Annotated in this window: 12 protein-coding genes; 5 read left to right on the top strand and 7 right to left on the bottom strand. The window is 69.7% G+C overall.

Annotation, left to right across the window (positions count from 1 at the left end):
* The first annotated feature begins 47 nt into the window (after positions 1-47).
* Complete coding sequence (locus JOB34_RS03990; protein ID WP_208051505.1) at positions 48-1,985, top strand: potassium transporter Kup; 1,938 nt, start codon at positions 48-50, stop codon at positions 1,983-1,985.
* 12 nt (positions 1,986-1,997) lie between these two features.
* Here the strand turns inward: JOB34_RS03990 and JOB34_RS03985 are convergent, their stop codons facing one another.
* Both JOB34_RS03985 and JOB34_RS03980 read right to left on the bottom strand, forming a co-directional pair.
* A complete protein-coding gene (locus JOB34_RS03985) occupies positions 1,998-2,981 on the bottom strand; it encodes a hypothetical protein (RefSeq protein WP_208051504.1) in 984 nt (327 codons plus the stop codon).
* A gap of 2 nt (positions 2,982-2,983) precedes the next feature.
* Positions 2,984-3,478, bottom strand: coding sequence for a SigE family RNA polymerase sigma factor (locus tag JOB34_RS03980; RefSeq protein ID WP_347813709.1), 495 nt, complete (start codon positions 3,476-3,478; stop codon positions 2,984-2,986).
* 76 nt (positions 3,479-3,554) lie between these two features.
* On the opposite strand from JOB34_RS03980, the gene JOB34_RS03975 reads away from it, so the two are divergent.
* Together JOB34_RS03975 and JOB34_RS03970 are read left to right on the top strand one after the other, a co-directional pair.
* On the top strand, positions 3,555-4,370 hold the full coding sequence (locus JOB34_RS03975; protein ID WP_208051502.1) for a DUF1028 domain-containing protein: 816 nt from the start codon (positions 3,555-3,557) through the stop codon (positions 4,368-4,370).
* A gap of 94 nt (positions 4,371-4,464) precedes the next feature.
* Positions 4,465-6,501, top strand: a complete 2,037-nt coding sequence (locus tag JOB34_RS03970; RefSeq protein ID WP_208051501.1) for an NADPH-dependent 2,4-dienoyl-CoA reductase — start codon at positions 4,465-4,467, stop codon at positions 6,499-6,501.
* Positions 6,502-6,513: 12 nt separating this feature from the next.
* Here the strand turns inward: JOB34_RS03970 and JOB34_RS03965 are convergent, their stop codons facing one another.
* From JOB34_RS03965 to JOB34_RS03950, 4 genes are all read right to left on the bottom strand, one after another.
* Complete coding sequence (locus JOB34_RS03965) at positions 6,514-6,819, bottom strand: WXG100 family type VII secretion target (protein WP_179478947.1); 306 nt, start codon at positions 6,817-6,819, stop codon at positions 6,514-6,516.
* A gap of 237 nt (positions 6,820-7,056) precedes the next feature.
* A complete protein-coding gene (locus tag JOB34_RS03960; protein WP_243757603.1) occupies positions 7,057-8,523 on the bottom strand; it encodes a trypsin-like peptidase domain-containing protein in 1,467 nt (488 codons plus the stop codon).
* A gap of 12 nt (positions 8,524-8,535) precedes the next feature.
* Positions 8,536-10,086, bottom strand: a complete 1,551-nt coding sequence (locus JOB34_RS03955) for a HAMP domain-containing sensor histidine kinase (RefSeq protein ID WP_347813708.1) — start codon at positions 10,084-10,086, stop codon at positions 8,536-8,538.
* Between the two features lie 18 nt (positions 10,087-10,104).
* Positions 10,105-10,800 (bottom strand): response regulator transcription factor, encoded by a 696-nt coding sequence (locus JOB34_RS03950; RefSeq protein ID WP_208051500.1) that lies wholly within the window; start codon positions 10,798-10,800, stop codon positions 10,105-10,107.
* A 111-nt stretch (positions 10,801-10,911) separates the two neighbouring features.
* Here JOB34_RS03950 and JOB34_RS03945 point away from each other — a divergent pair, with 111 nt between their 5' ends.
* Positions 10,912-11,334 (top strand): MarR family transcriptional regulator, encoded by a 423-nt coding sequence (locus tag JOB34_RS03945; RefSeq protein ID WP_179478949.1) that lies wholly within the window; start codon positions 10,912-10,914, stop codon positions 11,332-11,334.
* On the top strand, positions 11,331-12,629 hold the full coding sequence (locus JOB34_RS03940; RefSeq protein WP_179478950.1) for an MFS transporter: 1,299 nt from the start codon (positions 11,331-11,333) through the stop codon (positions 12,627-12,629). Before JOB34_RS03945 ends, JOB34_RS03940 begins: the two co-directional genes overlap by 4 nt.
* Before the next feature lie 89 nt (positions 12,630-12,718).
* Here JOB34_RS03940 and pepN read toward each other — a convergent pair whose 3' ends face one another.
* A complete protein-coding gene (gene pepN / locus JOB34_RS03935) occupies positions 12,719-15,304 on the bottom strand; it encodes an aminopeptidase N (protein ID WP_208051499.1) in 2,586 nt (861 codons plus the stop codon).

The raw sequence follows: 15,304 nt of genomic DNA, 5'->3' as shown, positions 1-15,304 counted from the left end.
TTCACCCGCGTGTCGGCAGTCGGAAACCAAGGGCACAATGGACGCTCGTGACCACTGAGCAGGCCCTCCCGAAGGGCGCACCGGCCGACCGGCCGACCTCGCCCGTCACCCACGGGTCGAGCGGTCCCGCGCTGGCGCTCGCAGCTCTCGGGGTGGTGTTCGGCGACATCGGCACCAGCCCGCTCTACGCGCTGCAGACCGTCTTCTCCATCGACCACAGCAAGGTCACCGCCGACCGAGGCGACGTCTACGGCGTGATCTCGCTCGTCTTCTGGTCGATCACCGTGGTGGTGTCGATCAAGTACGTGCTCTTCATCCTGCGGGCTGACAACGACGGCGAGGGCGGCGTGATGGCGCTGGCTGCGCTGGTGCGCCGCCACGTACCGACCGGCGGCAAGCGCTTCGGCGTCGTGATGATCCTCGGCGTGCTCGGCGCGTCGCTCTTTTACGGCGACAGCGTCATCACGCCCGCGGTCTCGGTGCTCTCGGCCGTGGAGGGGCTCGAGGTGCCGGCGCCGTCCCTGGCCCACGTCGTCGTACCCGTCGGTGCCGTCATCATCACCGTGCTCTTCCTGGCCCAGCGCTTCGGCACCCACGTCGTCGGGCGGCTCTTCGGCCCGGTGATGGTGGTCTGGTTCGTGGTGCTGGGAGTGCTCGGGCTGCGCAAGGTCATCGGCGACCCCGCGATCCTCAAGGGCCTGTCCCCGTCGTACGCCGTGCTCTTCGTCGTCGACCACCAGTACATCGCGTTCGTTGCGATGGGCGCGGTGGTGCTGTCGATCACCGGGGCCGAGGCGCTGTACGCCGACATGGGCCACTTCGGTCCGAGCCCCATCCGCCGGGCATGGTTCTTCCTGGTCTTCCCCTGTCTCACGCTGAACTACCTCGGCCAGGGCGCGCTCATCGTGCACGACCCGTCCAGCGTCAAGAACCCGTTCTTCCTGCTCGCGCCGAACTGGGCGCAGCTGCCGCTGGTCGTGCTCGCGACCGCTGCCACGGTCATCGCCTCGCAGGCGGTCATCTCGGGCGCGTTCTCGGTGTCGCGGCAGGCCGAGCGGCTCGGCTACCTGCCCCAGCTGACGGTGCGCTACACCTCGGCGTCCAGCAGCGGCCAGATCTACGTCCCCAGCATCAACTGGATCCTCTACGCCGGCGTGATGATCCTGCTCCTGGTCTTCCAGTCCTCCGCCAAGCTCGCCACGGCGTACGGCCTGGCGGTGACCGGCACCTTCCTCATCACGACCACGCTCTTCCTGGCGTACGCCGAGTCGGCGTGGAAGTGGGCACGCTGGAAGCTGCTGCTGGTCGGCATCCTCTTCGGCCTGCTGGAGCTCACCTACTTCGGCGCCAACCTGACCAAGATCGTGCACGGCGGCTGGCTGCCGTTGCTGATCGCGCTACTGGTCTGCACTGCGATGCTGACGTGGCGCAAGGGCAGCCGGATCGTCACCGAGCGCCGGGCCAAACTGGAGGGCCCCATCGAGCCCTTCGTGGAGTGGCTCGATGCCGCGCCGCTCACCACCGTGCCGGGCACCGCGATCTTCCTGCACCCGGGTCGGCCGACGACGCCGCTGGCGCTACGGGAGAACGCCAACTTCAACCACGTCATCCACGAGAACGTCTTCATCGTCTCGACCTCGCCGGAGAACATCCCGCACGTCGCCGACGCCGACCGCTTCGACGCGCAGCCCCTCGGCGGGTCGTACGACGCGATCACCCACGTCACGCTGCGCTTCGGCTTCCAGGACGAGCAGGACGTGCCGGAGGGGCTGCGGTTCGCCGCGACCCAGGGTCTGGCCATCGATCCCGACCAGGCCTACTACTACCTGTCGCGCATCACGGTGCACCCCAGCTCGCGGCCGGGGATGTCGCGATGGCGCAAACGGGTCTTCCTCGGGATGGCGCACAACGCCGCCTCCCCGGTCGACTACTTCAAGCTGCCGCCGGACCGCACGGTCGCGATGGGCGCCCAGGTCTTCTTCTGAGGCGCGGCTGGATCAGTTGTAGCTCTTCGTGTGCCGGCCCGACATGTCCGTCCACGAGACGCTCTGCACGAAACCGTCGGCCGACGACGGGTCCTTGACCGTTCCCGTGACGTAGACGACGTCGTACGCCGTGTCACCCAGCCGGCGTATCTGCGGCGGGTTCGCGGTGTCGCCCTTCGTCACGCCCACCGAGACGTCACGTGCGCCGTGCGGGACGGTCGCCGCGAAGTGCGACGTGTCGCCCGAGACTCTTCCGCTGATGGACAGAGATCCGGACACGAACGACCCGAGCCCGCTGGTGTCACCGACCGGCTGGGCCCCGGTCACCCCGTAGACCCCGAACCGTTCGTACCAGTAGACCTGGGTATTGCCGAAGGTCGCGACCTGCGCCCGCTCACCCGTCGTGGAGCGGAAGTCAGCACCTGAGGACCAGAGGACCGCGCGGACCGTGACCGGCTGATCGGTGACCTCCAGGTCGACGTTGAGAGTCGGGTTCAGGCGCAACTCGGCGCTCGAGGCCGTCCTCAGGTTCGTGGGGTACGTCGTGAAGCGCACGGACACCTGGTCGGCAGTGCGCGGCAGCGGTGTGGCGACGATGGTCTGTGACCCGTCCCGAAACACCGAGGCTCCGCCGTTCAGGTGCTGGATACGACGCAGCGTGCTCGAGCTGCCGGCGACACGCACCTCGAGGTCGTCGGCCGTTCCGCTCACGACGTACTGGTCGAAGTGGTTCTCGCCGAGCTTCGCGTGCGCGAAGAGCGCACCCAGCGGCCCGGTCGACGACTCGGTGGCCGGCGTCAGCTGGGCATGGTTGGCGACGACCCGGTCGGCGCCGACGCCGACGCCGATGACCAGGGCCGCGGCCAGGCCGTACGCGCCGTACCGGGCGCGTCGGCGACGGCGGGTGCGCCGCGCGCCGGCGATGATCTCCCGGGCGCTGACACCCATCGCGGGCGCGTCCGCGTGACGTAGCAACGTCTCGATGTCATCACTCATGGTCAGCTCTCCTGTTCGGTCAGTGCGGCGCGCAGTGTCGAAAGGCCACGAGACGCAGTGCTTTTCACGGTGCCGACACTGATCTGAAGCAGGTCTGCGACGTCCCGCTCGGACAGATCGGCGTAATGGCGCAGGACGACGACCTCGCGCTCGCGACGGGGCAGGAGACGCAGCAGCCGGATGACCTGGTCGCGGTCCTCGACCCACCCGCCCCTCACATCCGGGGTCTCGCCGACCGAGCCGTCGTACGTCAGGACCTCCTTGTGGGTCCGTCGCCACCGGTCGGTGTTGAGGTTGATCAGGACCCGACGGGTGTAGGCGAGCGGCTGGCCGCCCCTGCGCACCCGTCCCCATCGCAAGTAGACGCGTTCCAACGACTCCTGCACCATCTCCTCCGCGCGGTGCGGGTCGCCGCACAGCAGCCATGCGGTGCGAAGCAGACCCGGCGAGGAGACCCGGACGAACCGCTCGAACTCCTCGGTGTCGGCTGTGTTCACAGCCACCCCCTTCCCTGTGTGCGTGCATTGTCTACGCAGGGGACGCGCGAAAGGTTGAGTCGTTAGCGTGGCCGGTATGACGTTCTCCATCGTTGGCCACGATCCGGCCACCGGCGACCTCGGTGTCGCGGTCGCATCCAAATTCCTGGGGGTCGGCGCCGCGGTGCCTGCCGCGCGCCTCGGGCAGGGTGCGATCGCCACGCAGTCCTTCGCCAACACCCTCTACAAGCGCGACGGGCTGGCGGCGCTCGCGGGCGGGGCCGACGCGGCCGCGACGCTGCGCTCGCTGACCGACGCCGACGACCAGCGCGAGGAGCGGCAGGTCGGCATCGTCGACGCGGCCGGGCGCGCCGTCACCTTCACCGGCGAGGAGTGCAACGCCTGGGCGGGCGGAGTCGCGCGCGACGGGGTCGCGATCCAGGGCAACATCCTCACCGGCCCCGAGGTGGTCGAAGCGATGAGCGACGCGTGGATCGCGGGGGAGGGCCGGTCGCTCGCGCAGCGGCTCTACGCCGCGCTCGTGGCAGGGGACGCCGCGGGCGGCGACCGTCGAGGGCGTCAGTCGGCGGCGCTCTACGTCGTCTCGCAGACCGGTGGCTACACCCCGGGTGACGACCTGGCGTACGACCTGCGCGTCGACGACCACCCCGACCCGGTGACGGAACTCGGTCGGCTGCTCGACATCCACGACGTGCTGTTCAAGCCGCCCACCGACGAGGAGCTGCTGCCGCTCGCCGGCGAGCTCGCGCAGGAGGTGCGGTCGCGGCTCTTCACCCTCGGCTACGACGACCTGGACACCTGGGCGGGTGTGGAGAACCTCGAGCTGCGCCTGCGGGCGGGGCACATCGACACGACGGTGCTGCGCATCCTGCGTTCGCAGACCCCCGCCTGACCCCGGCGCGCCCCGTCCGACCTCGGTCGGCGGTCGGGGTGGGGCGCGATACCGTGCACCGGCCCGCCCACCGCCCATGCACAGGGAGTCCTCGATGCCGTACGACCGGCTGCTCGCGCCGCTCACGATCGGTGGCATCACCCTGCCCAACCGGGTGGTGATGGGGTCCATGCACACCGGCATGGAGGACCGGGCCAAGCATTTCGGTGAGCTCGCGGAGTACTTCGCCGAACGCGCCCGCGGCGGGACCGGGTTGATGATCACCGGCGGTTTCGCCCCGGACACCACCGGCTGGCTGCTGCCCGCCGGGTCGCAGCTGACCTCCTCCCGTGCTGCCGACAAGCACCGGGTCATCACCGATGCCGTCCACGAGGCGGGCGGGCGGATCGCGTTGCAGATCCTGCACGCCGGCCGCTACGGCTACCACCCGCTGGTGAAGTCGGCCAGCTCCGTCAAGTCGCCGATCAGCAAGTTCAAGCCGCGCGCCATGTCCGGCAGGGACGTCGAGCGCACCATCGGTCACTACGCCCGGGCGGCGCGCCTGGCCATGCAGGCCGGCTACGACGGCGTGGAGATCATGGGGTCGGAGGGCTACCTGATCAACCAGTTCCTCACTGCCCGCACCAACGGGCGCGCCGACCAGTGGGGCGGCAGTGCGAGCAACCGGATGCGCTTCCCCGAGCAGGTCGTACGCCGGGTGCGCGAGTCCGTGGGGGAGGGCTTCCTGCTGATCTACCGCCAGTCGCTGCTCGACCTGGTCCCGGACGGGCAGTCCTGGGAGGAGACGGTCGAGCTCGCACAGCGCGTCGAGCAGGCGGGCGCGTCCGTCATCAACACCGGCATCGGCTGGCACGAGGCGCGCATCCCCACCATCGTCACGTCGGTGCCGCGGGCGGCGTTCGCGTCGGTGACCGGCAAGCTGCGCGAGCACGTCACCGTGCCGGTGATGGCCTCGAACCGGATCAACACCCCGGAGGTGGCCGAGCAGATCCTGGTCGACGGTCAGGCCGACCTGATCTCGATGGCGCGGCCTCTGCTCGCGGATCCGCAGTTCGTGCGCAAGGCCGAGCAGGATCGCGCCGACGAGATCAACACCTGCATCGCCTGCAATCAGGCGTGCCTGGACCACACCTTCAAGAACCAGCGCGCCACCTGCCTGGTCAACCCGCGCGCAGGTCGCGAGACGACCCTGCGCCTGCTGCCGGTCGGCCCGCACGCCGCCCGCACGGTGGCGGTCGTCGGCGCAGGTCCGGCCGGACTCGCGGCGGCTGTGGCGAGCGCCGAACGCGGCCACCGCGTGACGCTGTTCGAGGAACATGACGAGATCGGCGGCCAGTTCCGGTACGCCATGCGAATTCCCGGCAAGGAGGAGTTCGCCGAGACGCTGCGCTACTACACCCGGCGGATGCAGGTCCTGGGAGTCGAGGTCCGCACCGGCACCCGCGTCGACGACGATCACCTGGCGGCGTACGACCACACGGTCGTCGCCACCGGTGTCACCCCGCGCGTCCCGCCGATCCCGGGGATCGAGCACCCCAAGGTCGTGATGTACGACGACCTGTTGAGCGGGCGCGCCACCGCCGGTGCCCGGGTCGCGGTGATCGGTGCCGGAGGCATCGGCTTCGACGTCAGCGAATACCTGTTGCACGACCGCGACGAGACCGTGGAGCACTGGAAGGCGCGCTGGGGCGTCACGGATCCGCAGGATTCGCGCGCCGGCCTCGGCCCCAAGCACGACGAACCCCCGAAACGCACCGTCCACCTGCTGCAGCGCAGACCGGCGCCACTCGGCAAAGGGCTGGGCAAGACCAGCGGCTGGGTGCACCGCCAGACCCTCAAGGACGGCGGTGTGGAGTTCATCGGCGGCGTCACCTACGACCTGATCGACGACGAGGGTCTGCACATCACGATCCGCTCCGGTGACGGCAAGGAGCCCGATGCCGAGGCCGATTCCGAGCAGCGGCTGCTGCAGGTCGACACCGTGGTCATCTGCGCGGGTCAGGAGTCCGTGCGCGACCTGGCACGCCCCGACGACCCGTCGCGACACCTGGTGGGTGGCGCGGACGTGGCCGCCGAGGTCGACGCCAAGCGGGCGATCCGCCAGGCGACCGAGCTAGCGGCGCGCCTGTAGCGATCGGCAGGCTCAGGGCGTGAACGTCGACATCACCTGGTGCTCGACCGCGGCGTACGCGCCGCCGGCCCGGCCGAGCGCGACGCTGATGTCCTCGAGCGTGGCGCGCACCTTCTCCTGCGCGACCTCCCACTCGTGGTGCAGCTGCACGTACTGACCGGCCGCCGCGCCCTTCCAGGTGCCCTGCAACGACTCCAGTTTGGTGCGCATCGCGCCCATCGAGTCGTGGATCTGACCGGCGATCATCGCCACGTCCGCGCCGTGCTGTGACAGCTGACCGCTGTCGACGGCGAACGCGCCGTCTGCGTGCTGATGCATGGTCCCTCCCGGGTGTCGATCGGGCCGCTCGTGCGGCGGTCCGCTGCACCGGACGCTACGCACGACGGGCGAGCCGCCGCAGAAGTTGTGCACAGGGCCCGACATGACGCAGGAGGCTCCCGCCGCATCGGCGGGAGCCTCCCGGTCGGGCCCGGCCCCGTCACTGGCCGGGCCCACCCCGTCAGGGTCGTCGTGCGAAGGAAGGGAGACTCCGCGTCGATGACCCCGTCACGTCACTCAGTTCGAGGAAGCCTCCCCGAGGGTGACCGTGACCTTCTGCTGCTGGCCACCGCGTACGACGGTCAGCACGACCTTCTGCCCGACGTTGCGGGCCCGGATGAAACCGACGAGCGAGTCGCTGCTCGCGACCTGCTGGCCGTCGACGTCGATGATGTAGTCGCCCGGCTTCAGACCGGCCCGGCCGGCGGCACTACCGCTGTTGACGGACTTCACCTGAGCGGCAGCCTCGGTCGCACCGTTCAGCTTGGTGGTTCCGTCCTCGGCCATCACCCCGAGCTGGGCATGGGTGGCCTTGCCGCTCTTGAGCAGCTGCCCGGTGATGTTCTTCACGACATCCACGGGGATAGCGAAGCCGATCCCGATGTTGCCCGACTGGGAGGAACCCGAGGACTGACCGAGAGTCGCGATCGAGGAGTTGATCCCGATCAGCTTGCCGCTGGCGCTGACCAGGGCGCCACCGGAGTTGCCCGGGTTGATCGCCGCGCTCGTCTGGATCGCATTGGTAACCACCGGCAGCGTGTTCGCGGCGGAGTCGGACTCGGAGGTGTTCACCGGCCGGTTGAGCGCGCTGATGATGCCGGTCGTGACCGTGCCCGAGAGCCCGAGCGGGTTGCCGACCGCCATGACCGGCTGGCCCACGACGAGCGAGCCGGCGCTGCCGAGCGGCATGGGGGTGAGCGTGCTGGGCGGGTTCTTGAGCTTGATGACGGCCAGGTCGGTGCTGGCGTCGGTGCCGACGATGGAGGCGCCGTAGGTCTCGTTGTTGCTGAGCGTGACCTGGACCGTTCCCGAGTTCACGGCGGCGGACACCACGTGGTTGTTGGTCACGATGTCACCGCTCTTGTCCAGGACGACACCGGAGCCCTGGTCGCCGCTGTTGCCCGAGCGCACCGTGATGGACACGACCGACGGGCTCACCTTGCTGGCGGTGCTGGTCCAGTTGACGGCGTTGTTGTTCTGGTAGTCGGCGGGGTTCAGCTTCACCGTGGCCGGGCTGGTGGCGCCGGCCGAGGTCGTGGACCCGTGGTCGGTGAGGGCGTAGGTGGTCCCCGATGCCAGCGCCGCGGCGAGGATCGCCGCGATCGGAACGGCGTACAACGTCGACCGGTTGCGACGCCGGGGGGCCGCGGGGGCGGGGCCGAACGCGCTGCCACCATGAGCGGACTGGTAGGCGTAAGGGGACCCCTGCGGACCCTGCGGACCCTGCGGACTCTGTGGACCCTGCTGGCTCTGCGCGGCGTACCCGCCCTGCTGCGGATGCTGCCCCTGCGGGTGCTGCCCCTGCGGGTTCATCGGCCGGCCGTAGGGCTGCTGCGGATAGATCGGCTGGGTGTGAGAAGGCCCGCCCGCGGAGCTGCCACCGGCCGGTGCCGAGCCGCCGGCACCCTGCGCCGGAGCGCCGGGGTCGGTGCGGTCCCGATCATCGAACTGATCGCTGTTTCCTGGGAACTGGTCCTGCGGCATACGTGCTGCTCCTCAATCGGCGCGGATTCGATCTGCACCGAAGTCTTCGGTGGTCGACTGAGCCGGACCTTCGTCGTCACTGTGGGCCTGCTGTGCGATGGACGGTATCTGCACGGTGAACGTCGCGCCGCCGCCCGGTGTTTCCAAGAGGTCGACCGAGCCGCGGTGAGCGGCCACGATGGCCGACACGATCGCGAGACCCAGGCCACTGCCTCCGTGCGCGCTGTTGCGTGCGGCGTCGGCCCGGAAGAAGCGCTCGAAGACCCGCTCGCGCAGGTCCGTGCCGACCCCAGGACCATGATCGCGCACCACGACGTGTGCCGCTTCCTCCCGGAGCCCCACCATGACCTCGATGTCGGTGCCCTCAGGGGTGTAGCGGACGGCATTGGCGAGCAGATTGGTCAGCACCTGGCGCAGCCCCGCCTCGTCTCCGGAGACCATGGTGCTGCGCAGCGGCCCGCTCAGCCCGGTCATCCGCACCGTCCGACCCGGCGCGCGGGCGCGGGTGTCCTGCACCGCGTCGGCGGCCAGCACCATCAGATCGACCGGTGCGAAGGGGCGCGGCGGGTCGCCCGGCCCGCTGGGGTGCTCGTCGAGCCGGGTGAGGAGCAGCAGCTCATCGACCATCAGCCCGAGCCGGGTGGCCTCCTCCTCGATCCGGCGCATCGCCGAGGCGACGTCGTCGGTGCTGGTGACCGCGCCCATCCGGTAGAGCTCGGCGTAGCCGCGCACTGATGCCAGGGGGGTCCGCAGCTCGTGCGAGGCATCGGCCACGAACCGGCGCATCCGCTCCTCGGACTCGCGCCGCGCGGCGAAGGACTCCTCGATCCGCGTCAGCATGCGGTTCAGGGACTGCGCGAGGCCGGCGACCTCGTCGCGGGTGTTCTGCACGGGGATGCGCTGGGTCAGGTCACCGGCGGCGATGGCTCGCGCAGTGTCCTGGATACGGCGCAGCGGACGTAGCGCCCGGCGTACGGCGAACCACCCGAGCACCGCGCACGCCAGCAGGGCGATCAGTCCGGCCAGCGCGACGATCGCCGCGAGGCGGTCGACGGTGTCGTGCACCCGGTCCTGGGAGAGCGCGACCGCGTACGGGATCGTGCGGCCACCCACGGTCGCGGTGCCCGCGACCACGCGCCACTGGGTGTCGGACTGCAGGGAACCGACGGTGAACGGCCGCCCGGTGCGTACGCGGGGCGACCCCGGTTGCAGCTCGGGGAAGCGCGGCCGGTCGGTGCCGCTGCGGAAGTAGTCCTCCGAGGTGGTTGGAGTCCACTGCAGCCGTACGACGTAGCCGTTGCGGGAGGCGACCGCCGGACGTACCGGTGCGGTCGACTGCGGACGCGCGACAGCTGCGGCGACCAACTCCCTCGCGGTCACCTGCAGCTCGGTGTCCTGCTGCTGCTGCAAGAAGGAGCGCAACTGGTAGGTGGCCGCGGCGCCCGTGACGACCAGAGCCGCCATCAGCAGCGCGACCAGCAGCGCGGCGAGGCGCAGCCGCAGGGGCAGTTCGTGCAGCTCGCGCACTGCCCGCCGGGTGAGGGAGGGGTGGCCGGACGTCACGCGCCGCTCACCCGTGCCTCATTCGCGGGGTGCGCGCAGGACGTAGCCGATGCCGCGCTTGGTGTGGATCAGCGGCGCCGCGTCGATGTCGATCTTGCGACGCAGGTAGGAGATGTAGCTCTCGACGATGCCCGGCTCACCGCGGAAGTCGTAGTCCCACACATGGTCGAGGATCTGGGTCTTGGACAGCACCCGTCCATTGTTCAGCATCAGGTAGCGCAGCAGCTTGAACTCGGTGGGGGAGACGTCGATGATCCGTCCGGCCCGGTTGACCTCGTGGGAGTCGTCGTCGAGTTCGAGGTCGGCCACCCGCAGGGCGGGGTTCTCTCGCTGCTCCACGCTCGTACGCCGCAGCACGGCGCGGATCCGTGCGACGACCTCCTCGAGACTGAAGGGCTTGGTGACGTAGTCGTCACCGCCGACGGTGAGGCCCTTGACCTTGTCCTCCGTCGCGTCGCGCGCGGTGAGGAAGACGATCGGCATCTGCTTGCCATGATCGCGCAGCTGGCGGGTGACGCTGAACCCGTCGAAGTCCGGCAGCATGACGTCGAGCACGGCGAGATCGACCTGTTGGGTGTTCGCGACCTCCAGCGCCTCGGCGCCACTGGCCGCAGGAAATACCTCGAACCCGGCGAAACGCAGGCTCGTGCACAGCAACTCGCGGATGTTCAGCTCGTCCTCGGCGACGAGGAGGCGGGCTTCGGCTGTCGTCATACGCGCAGTATCGGGACCATTCCTGGACGTTACCTGAAAGTCGCTGGTGTGCGAGGTCCATGAGCGGCTGGAAAGAAATACTTAGCACAAGTAATGAGTTAACCTAAGTACATGAAGCAACAGGACCGCCGTCGCCTGGCCGTCGAGTTGCGCTCCGTCTGTATGCGGATCAGCCGTCGCGCCCGCTTCGAGAACGTCGCGACGATCGCACCCCACCAGTTCTCGGTGCTCGCGAAGCTCGACTCCGGCAGTTCCACTCCGCGCACGCTCGCGGAACTGGAGTGCGTGAGCGCGCCGTCGATGACCCGCACGCTCACCGGCCTGGAGCAGCTCGGCGCGCTGACCCGGGAGACCGACCCCCAGGACCGCCGCCGCGTCGTCGTGACGATCACCGATGCGGGTCGCGCCATGCTGCGCGAGGGTCGCCGGTCCCGTGACGAGTGGATGTTCGAACGCATCAGATGTCTGAGCGATGAGGAGTGTGCAGTGCTGCGCGAGGCCCAGCGGATCCTGGACGGGGTGGTCGCTCGATGAGCCCCACCTTCGCGTCGCTGCGGATCCGCAACTACCGGGTGTACGCCGCGGGCGCACTGGTCTCCAACATCGGCACCTGGATGGGTCGGGTCGCCCAGGACTGGCTGGTGCTGACCCAGCTCACCCCGCATGACTCCACCGACCTCGGCATCGTCACCGCGCTGCAGTTCGCGCCCGTGGTGCTCCTCGCGCCGTTCGCCGGCGCGGTCAGCGACCGGTTCCACAAGCGCAAGGTGCTCATCGCGACCCAGTCGGCGCTCGCGATCACCTCGGCCCTGCTCGCCGGGCTGGTGCTCGGGAACGTCGTACAGCTGTGGCACGTCTACGTGCTGGCGCTCCTACAGGGAGTGGCGACCGCCTTCGACAACCCAACGCGACAGGCGTTCGTCTCCGAGATGGTGCCCCGCGAGCGGCTCGCCAACGCGGTCGGTCTCAACAGCGCATCGTTCAACGCCGCGCGGCTGATCGGCCCCGGCGTCGCGGGACTGCTGATCGCAGCGGTCGGCACGGGCTACACCCTCGTCTTCAACACGGGGTCGTTCATCGCGGTGCTCGTGGCCCTCGGGCTGCTGCGCACCAGTGAGCTGCGACCCTCCCCGCGCAGCTCGGGCAAGGGTCGGATCCGCGAGGGTCTCGCCTACGTGCGGCACCGGCCGGACATCGTCCTGGTGATGGTCATGGTGTTCATGCTCGGCACCTTCGGGATGAACTTCCAGATCACCATCGCCCTGATGTCGACCTCGGAGTTCCACGAGGGCGCCACCGAGTACGGCCTCCTGGGCTCGATCATGGCGATCGGCTCCCTCGCGGCCGCACTGATGGCGGCGCGCCGACCGCGTCCACGGCTGCGCATCCTGTTGGTCTCCCTGGCCGGGTTCACCGTGGCGTCCACGGCCGCCGCGCTGGCCCCGTCGTTCTGGTTCTTCGCCCTCTTCCTCATCCCCACGGGCTTGTGCGCCCTGACCGTGCTCACCACCGCGAACGCGACGGTGCAGCTCGGCGTCAGCCCGGAGATGCGCGGACGCGTGATGGCGCTCTACATGGCCATCTTCATGGGCGGCACCCCGCTCGGCTCGCCGGTGATCGGTTGGATCGGCGGAGCCTGGGGCCCGCGCTGGACCATCCTGGTCGGCAGCATCGCGACCGGTCTGACGGTGATCGGTGCGATGGTCTACCTCATGCGCAATCAACAGCTGCGGCTGCGGATCGAGCGTCAGCCCCTGCCGCACCTGCCGCTGGTGCAGGTGACGGCGCGCGAGGTCGCCCGCGAGATCATCCCCGAGCGGGTCGCCTGATGTCGCCGAGGTTCCGCCGGCTGATCGTGCTGGTGGCCCTCGCGGTCTTCGTCGGCATCGCCGTGGTCGCGGCGCTCGTGCACTGAGGCTCAGCGCGCCGCGCGTACCCGCAGCGTGCGTTCGACGTCGTCCAATCCCTCGACCACACCGCGCCGCAGCGCCGCAGGTGCCTCGTCGTGGCGGCGCAGCCAGTCCCGCGCCATGACCACGACGGGTTCGTCGTCGGCCGTCACGTCGTCGCTCGCCTGCGGCGCCGGGAACATGCCGCTGACGAAGCGGCTCGCCATGGTCTGCGACTGCTGCGCCCAGACCGTGGTGAGGACGTCGAAGTACGGCTCGGCGTACTCCCTGGTGAGGTCGCTGCTGACCGGCTGACCGAAGCCCACGATCAGGGCGCGCTGCCGGTCGTTGGTCAGCCCCGCGCCGGACGCGTCCGCGAGCGAGTGCCACGCCTGCGCCTTCGCCTCGGGCTCGGGAAGACTCGCCAGCGCCTGGTCGTACGACGTCTGCCCGCTCATCGTGAAGTCGCGTCGCAGGTCCTGGGCCAACAGAGTCCGCGGCCGTGCACCGGTGGCGCTCAGCGCGGTCACGAACGACCACCGCAGCTCGGGGTCGACGTTCAGCCAGGGTGGCGGCTGGTCCTCGGTCACCAGCGGCTGGATCAACGGCGCGACGTCCGGTGTGAGGGCCCCGAACCAGGCCAGCGCCCGCGCCCACACCAGTTGCACATCGCCGGTGGTCCGGGTCATCCGGCTGTGCGCAAGGCGGGCCAGGTCGGTCGCCGTCCGGCGCTGGTCGTCGCCCTGCAGGAAGTGGTGCACGGCCGAACGTGCCATGGCGAGCACGGATCGCAGAAGGAACGAACTGCCCTCGGTGACCAGCTGGCCGCGGACCGTCTCCAGGAAGCGCACCGGGCACAGCTGAGCGTCACGGGTGTGGTTCCACAGCGCCGACCAGATGAGGGCGCGGGAGACCTCCGACGGCACGGTCGACAGGAGCCGGTGGGCGGTCTCCTGCGAACCGGGGTCGAGTCGGCTGATGGCGTACGTGAAGTCCTCGTCGTTCGGCAGCACGAGGTCGGGCGCATCGCGCACGGCACGGTCGAGCCGTGCCTCGACCGAAGGGCCGTCGAGGCCCACCCGTACGAGCTGGGTGCGCTGCAGGGCAGCATCCTTCTCCGTGTAGACGCCCACCGAGAAGACATGGGGTCGCGGGTCGACCGCGGCGCCGGCAGTCTCCGGGGTCGCCTGCCGCACGACGAGGACGTCCTCGGACCGATCCTCGCCGGCCTCAGCGCTGATCTCGCTCGGTCCGGAGGTGCGCAGCCACGCCTGCGCCCAGACGCTCAGGTCGCGTCCGCTGGCCGCGGAGAGCGGCTCGAGGAAGTCCTCGAGTTCGGTGGAACCGTAGGCATGTTGAGCGAAATAGCGGCGGACGCCGTCGTCGAACCGGTCGCGTCCGACGTACGCCTGCAGCTGCTTGAGGACCGCCGCGCCCTTGGCGTAGGTGATGCCGTCGAAGTTCTGCGCCGCAGCCTCGACATCGGGGATGTCGGCGGCGATCGGGTGGGTCGTCGGCAGCTGGTCCTGGGTGTAGGCCCACTGCTTGCGCCCGATCGCGAAGGACGTCCAGCCGGAGGTGTAGCGCGTGGCCTCGACGCTCGCCTGGTAGCCCATCAGGTCCGCGAACGACTCCTTGAGCCAGAGGCCGTCCCACCAGCGCATCGTGGCCAGGTTGCCGAACCACATGTGCGCCATCTCGTGCAGGACCACCTCGGCACGGCTCGCGAGCTCCGGCAACGTCGGCTGCCCACGATGCACGAAGCTCTCCACGAAGGTCACCAGGCCCGGGTTCTCCATCGCGCCGATGTTGTACTCGGGAACGAAGATCTGGTCGTACTTGCCCCACGGGTACGGGAATCCGAAGAGCTCGTCGAAGTAGAGCAGACCCTGTTTGGTGACCTGGAGGATGTCCTCGGCGTCCAGGTGGTCGGCCATCGACGCCCGGCACATGACGCCGAGCGGCACCTCGTGCCGCGTGCCGCCCGCACGGTCGACCGACCACAGATCGGTGACCAGGTGATAGGGGCCGACGGCGACGGCCGTGACGTACGACGACTGCAGCGGGGTGGGGGCGAAGCGCACGTCCGCGAGCCCGTCGTACTCCCGCCGGGACACCTCGGACTGGCCGGAGCGGATCAGCCATCGTGCATCGGCGACGACCTCGAAGGTGAACCGGCACTTCAGGTCCGGCTGCTCGAAGACCGCGAAGACCCTTCTGCTGTCGGTGGGTTCGAAGTGGGTGTAGAGGTAGGTCTCGCCGTCGGAGGGGTCGGTGAAGCGGTGCATCCCCTCGCCGGTGCGGCTGTAGAGACAGCGTGCGTGGACGACGAGCTCGTTGTCCGGCGCGAGACCGGGCAGCGGCAGCCGGGCTCCGTCGTAGCCGCTGACGTCCAGGGCGGTGCCGTTGAGCGTCGCGGAGACGATCTCCTGCGCCACGATGTCGATCCAGCTGGCGTCGCCGGTCGCCGTGAACCGCACCGTGCTGCGGGACTCGAAGGTCTTCTCCGCGGGATCGGCGGCGTGCCGCAGGTCCAGGCGCACGTGGTGCTCCAGCAGGCGCACCTGCTCGGCACGCCGGGCGCACTCCTGCCTGGTGAGGTTCAGGTCGGCCAC

Source organism: Allobranchiibius sp. GilTou38 (assembly GCF_017565325.1).
GTDB lineage: Bacteria > Actinomycetota > Actinomycetes > Actinomycetales > Dermatophilaceae > Allobranchiibius > Allobranchiibius huperziae.
The sequence above is the reverse complement of the archived record's forward strand: the minus strand, read 5'-3'. Positions and strand labels throughout refer to the sequence as shown.

Bases quoted from the DNA above. Each gene is read 5' to 3' on its own strand.
- JOB34_RS03985 (WP_208051504.1), bottom strand. From the start codon at position 2,981: ATGAGTGATGACATCGAGACGTTGCTACGTCACGCGGACGCGCCCGCG.
- JOB34_RS03975 (WP_208051502.1), top strand. From the start codon at position 3,555: ATGACGTTCTCCATCGTTGGCCACGATCCGGCCACCGGCGACCTCGGT.
- JOB34_RS03970 (WP_208051501.1), top strand. From the start codon at position 4,465: ATGCCGTACGACCGGCTGCTCGCGCCGCTCACGATCGGTGGCATCACC.
- JOB34_RS03965 (WP_179478947.1), bottom strand. From the start codon at position 6,819: ATGCATCAGCACGCAGACGGCGCGTTCGCCGTCGACAGCGGTCAGCTG.
- JOB34_RS03960 (WP_243757603.1), bottom strand. From the start codon at position 8,523: ATGCCGCAGGACCAGTTCCCAGGAAACAGCGATCAGTTCGATGATCGG.
- JOB34_RS03950 (WP_208051500.1), bottom strand. From the start codon at position 10,800: ATGACGACAGCCGAAGCCCGCCTCCTCGTCGCCGAGGACGAGCTGAAC.
- JOB34_RS03945 (WP_179478949.1), top strand. From the start codon at position 10,912: ATGAAGCAACAGGACCGCCGTCGCCTGGCCGTCGAGTTGCGCTCCGTC.
- JOB34_RS03940 (WP_179478950.1), top strand. From the start codon at position 11,331: ATGAGCCCCACCTTCGCGTCGCTGCGGATCCGCAACTACCGGGTGTAC.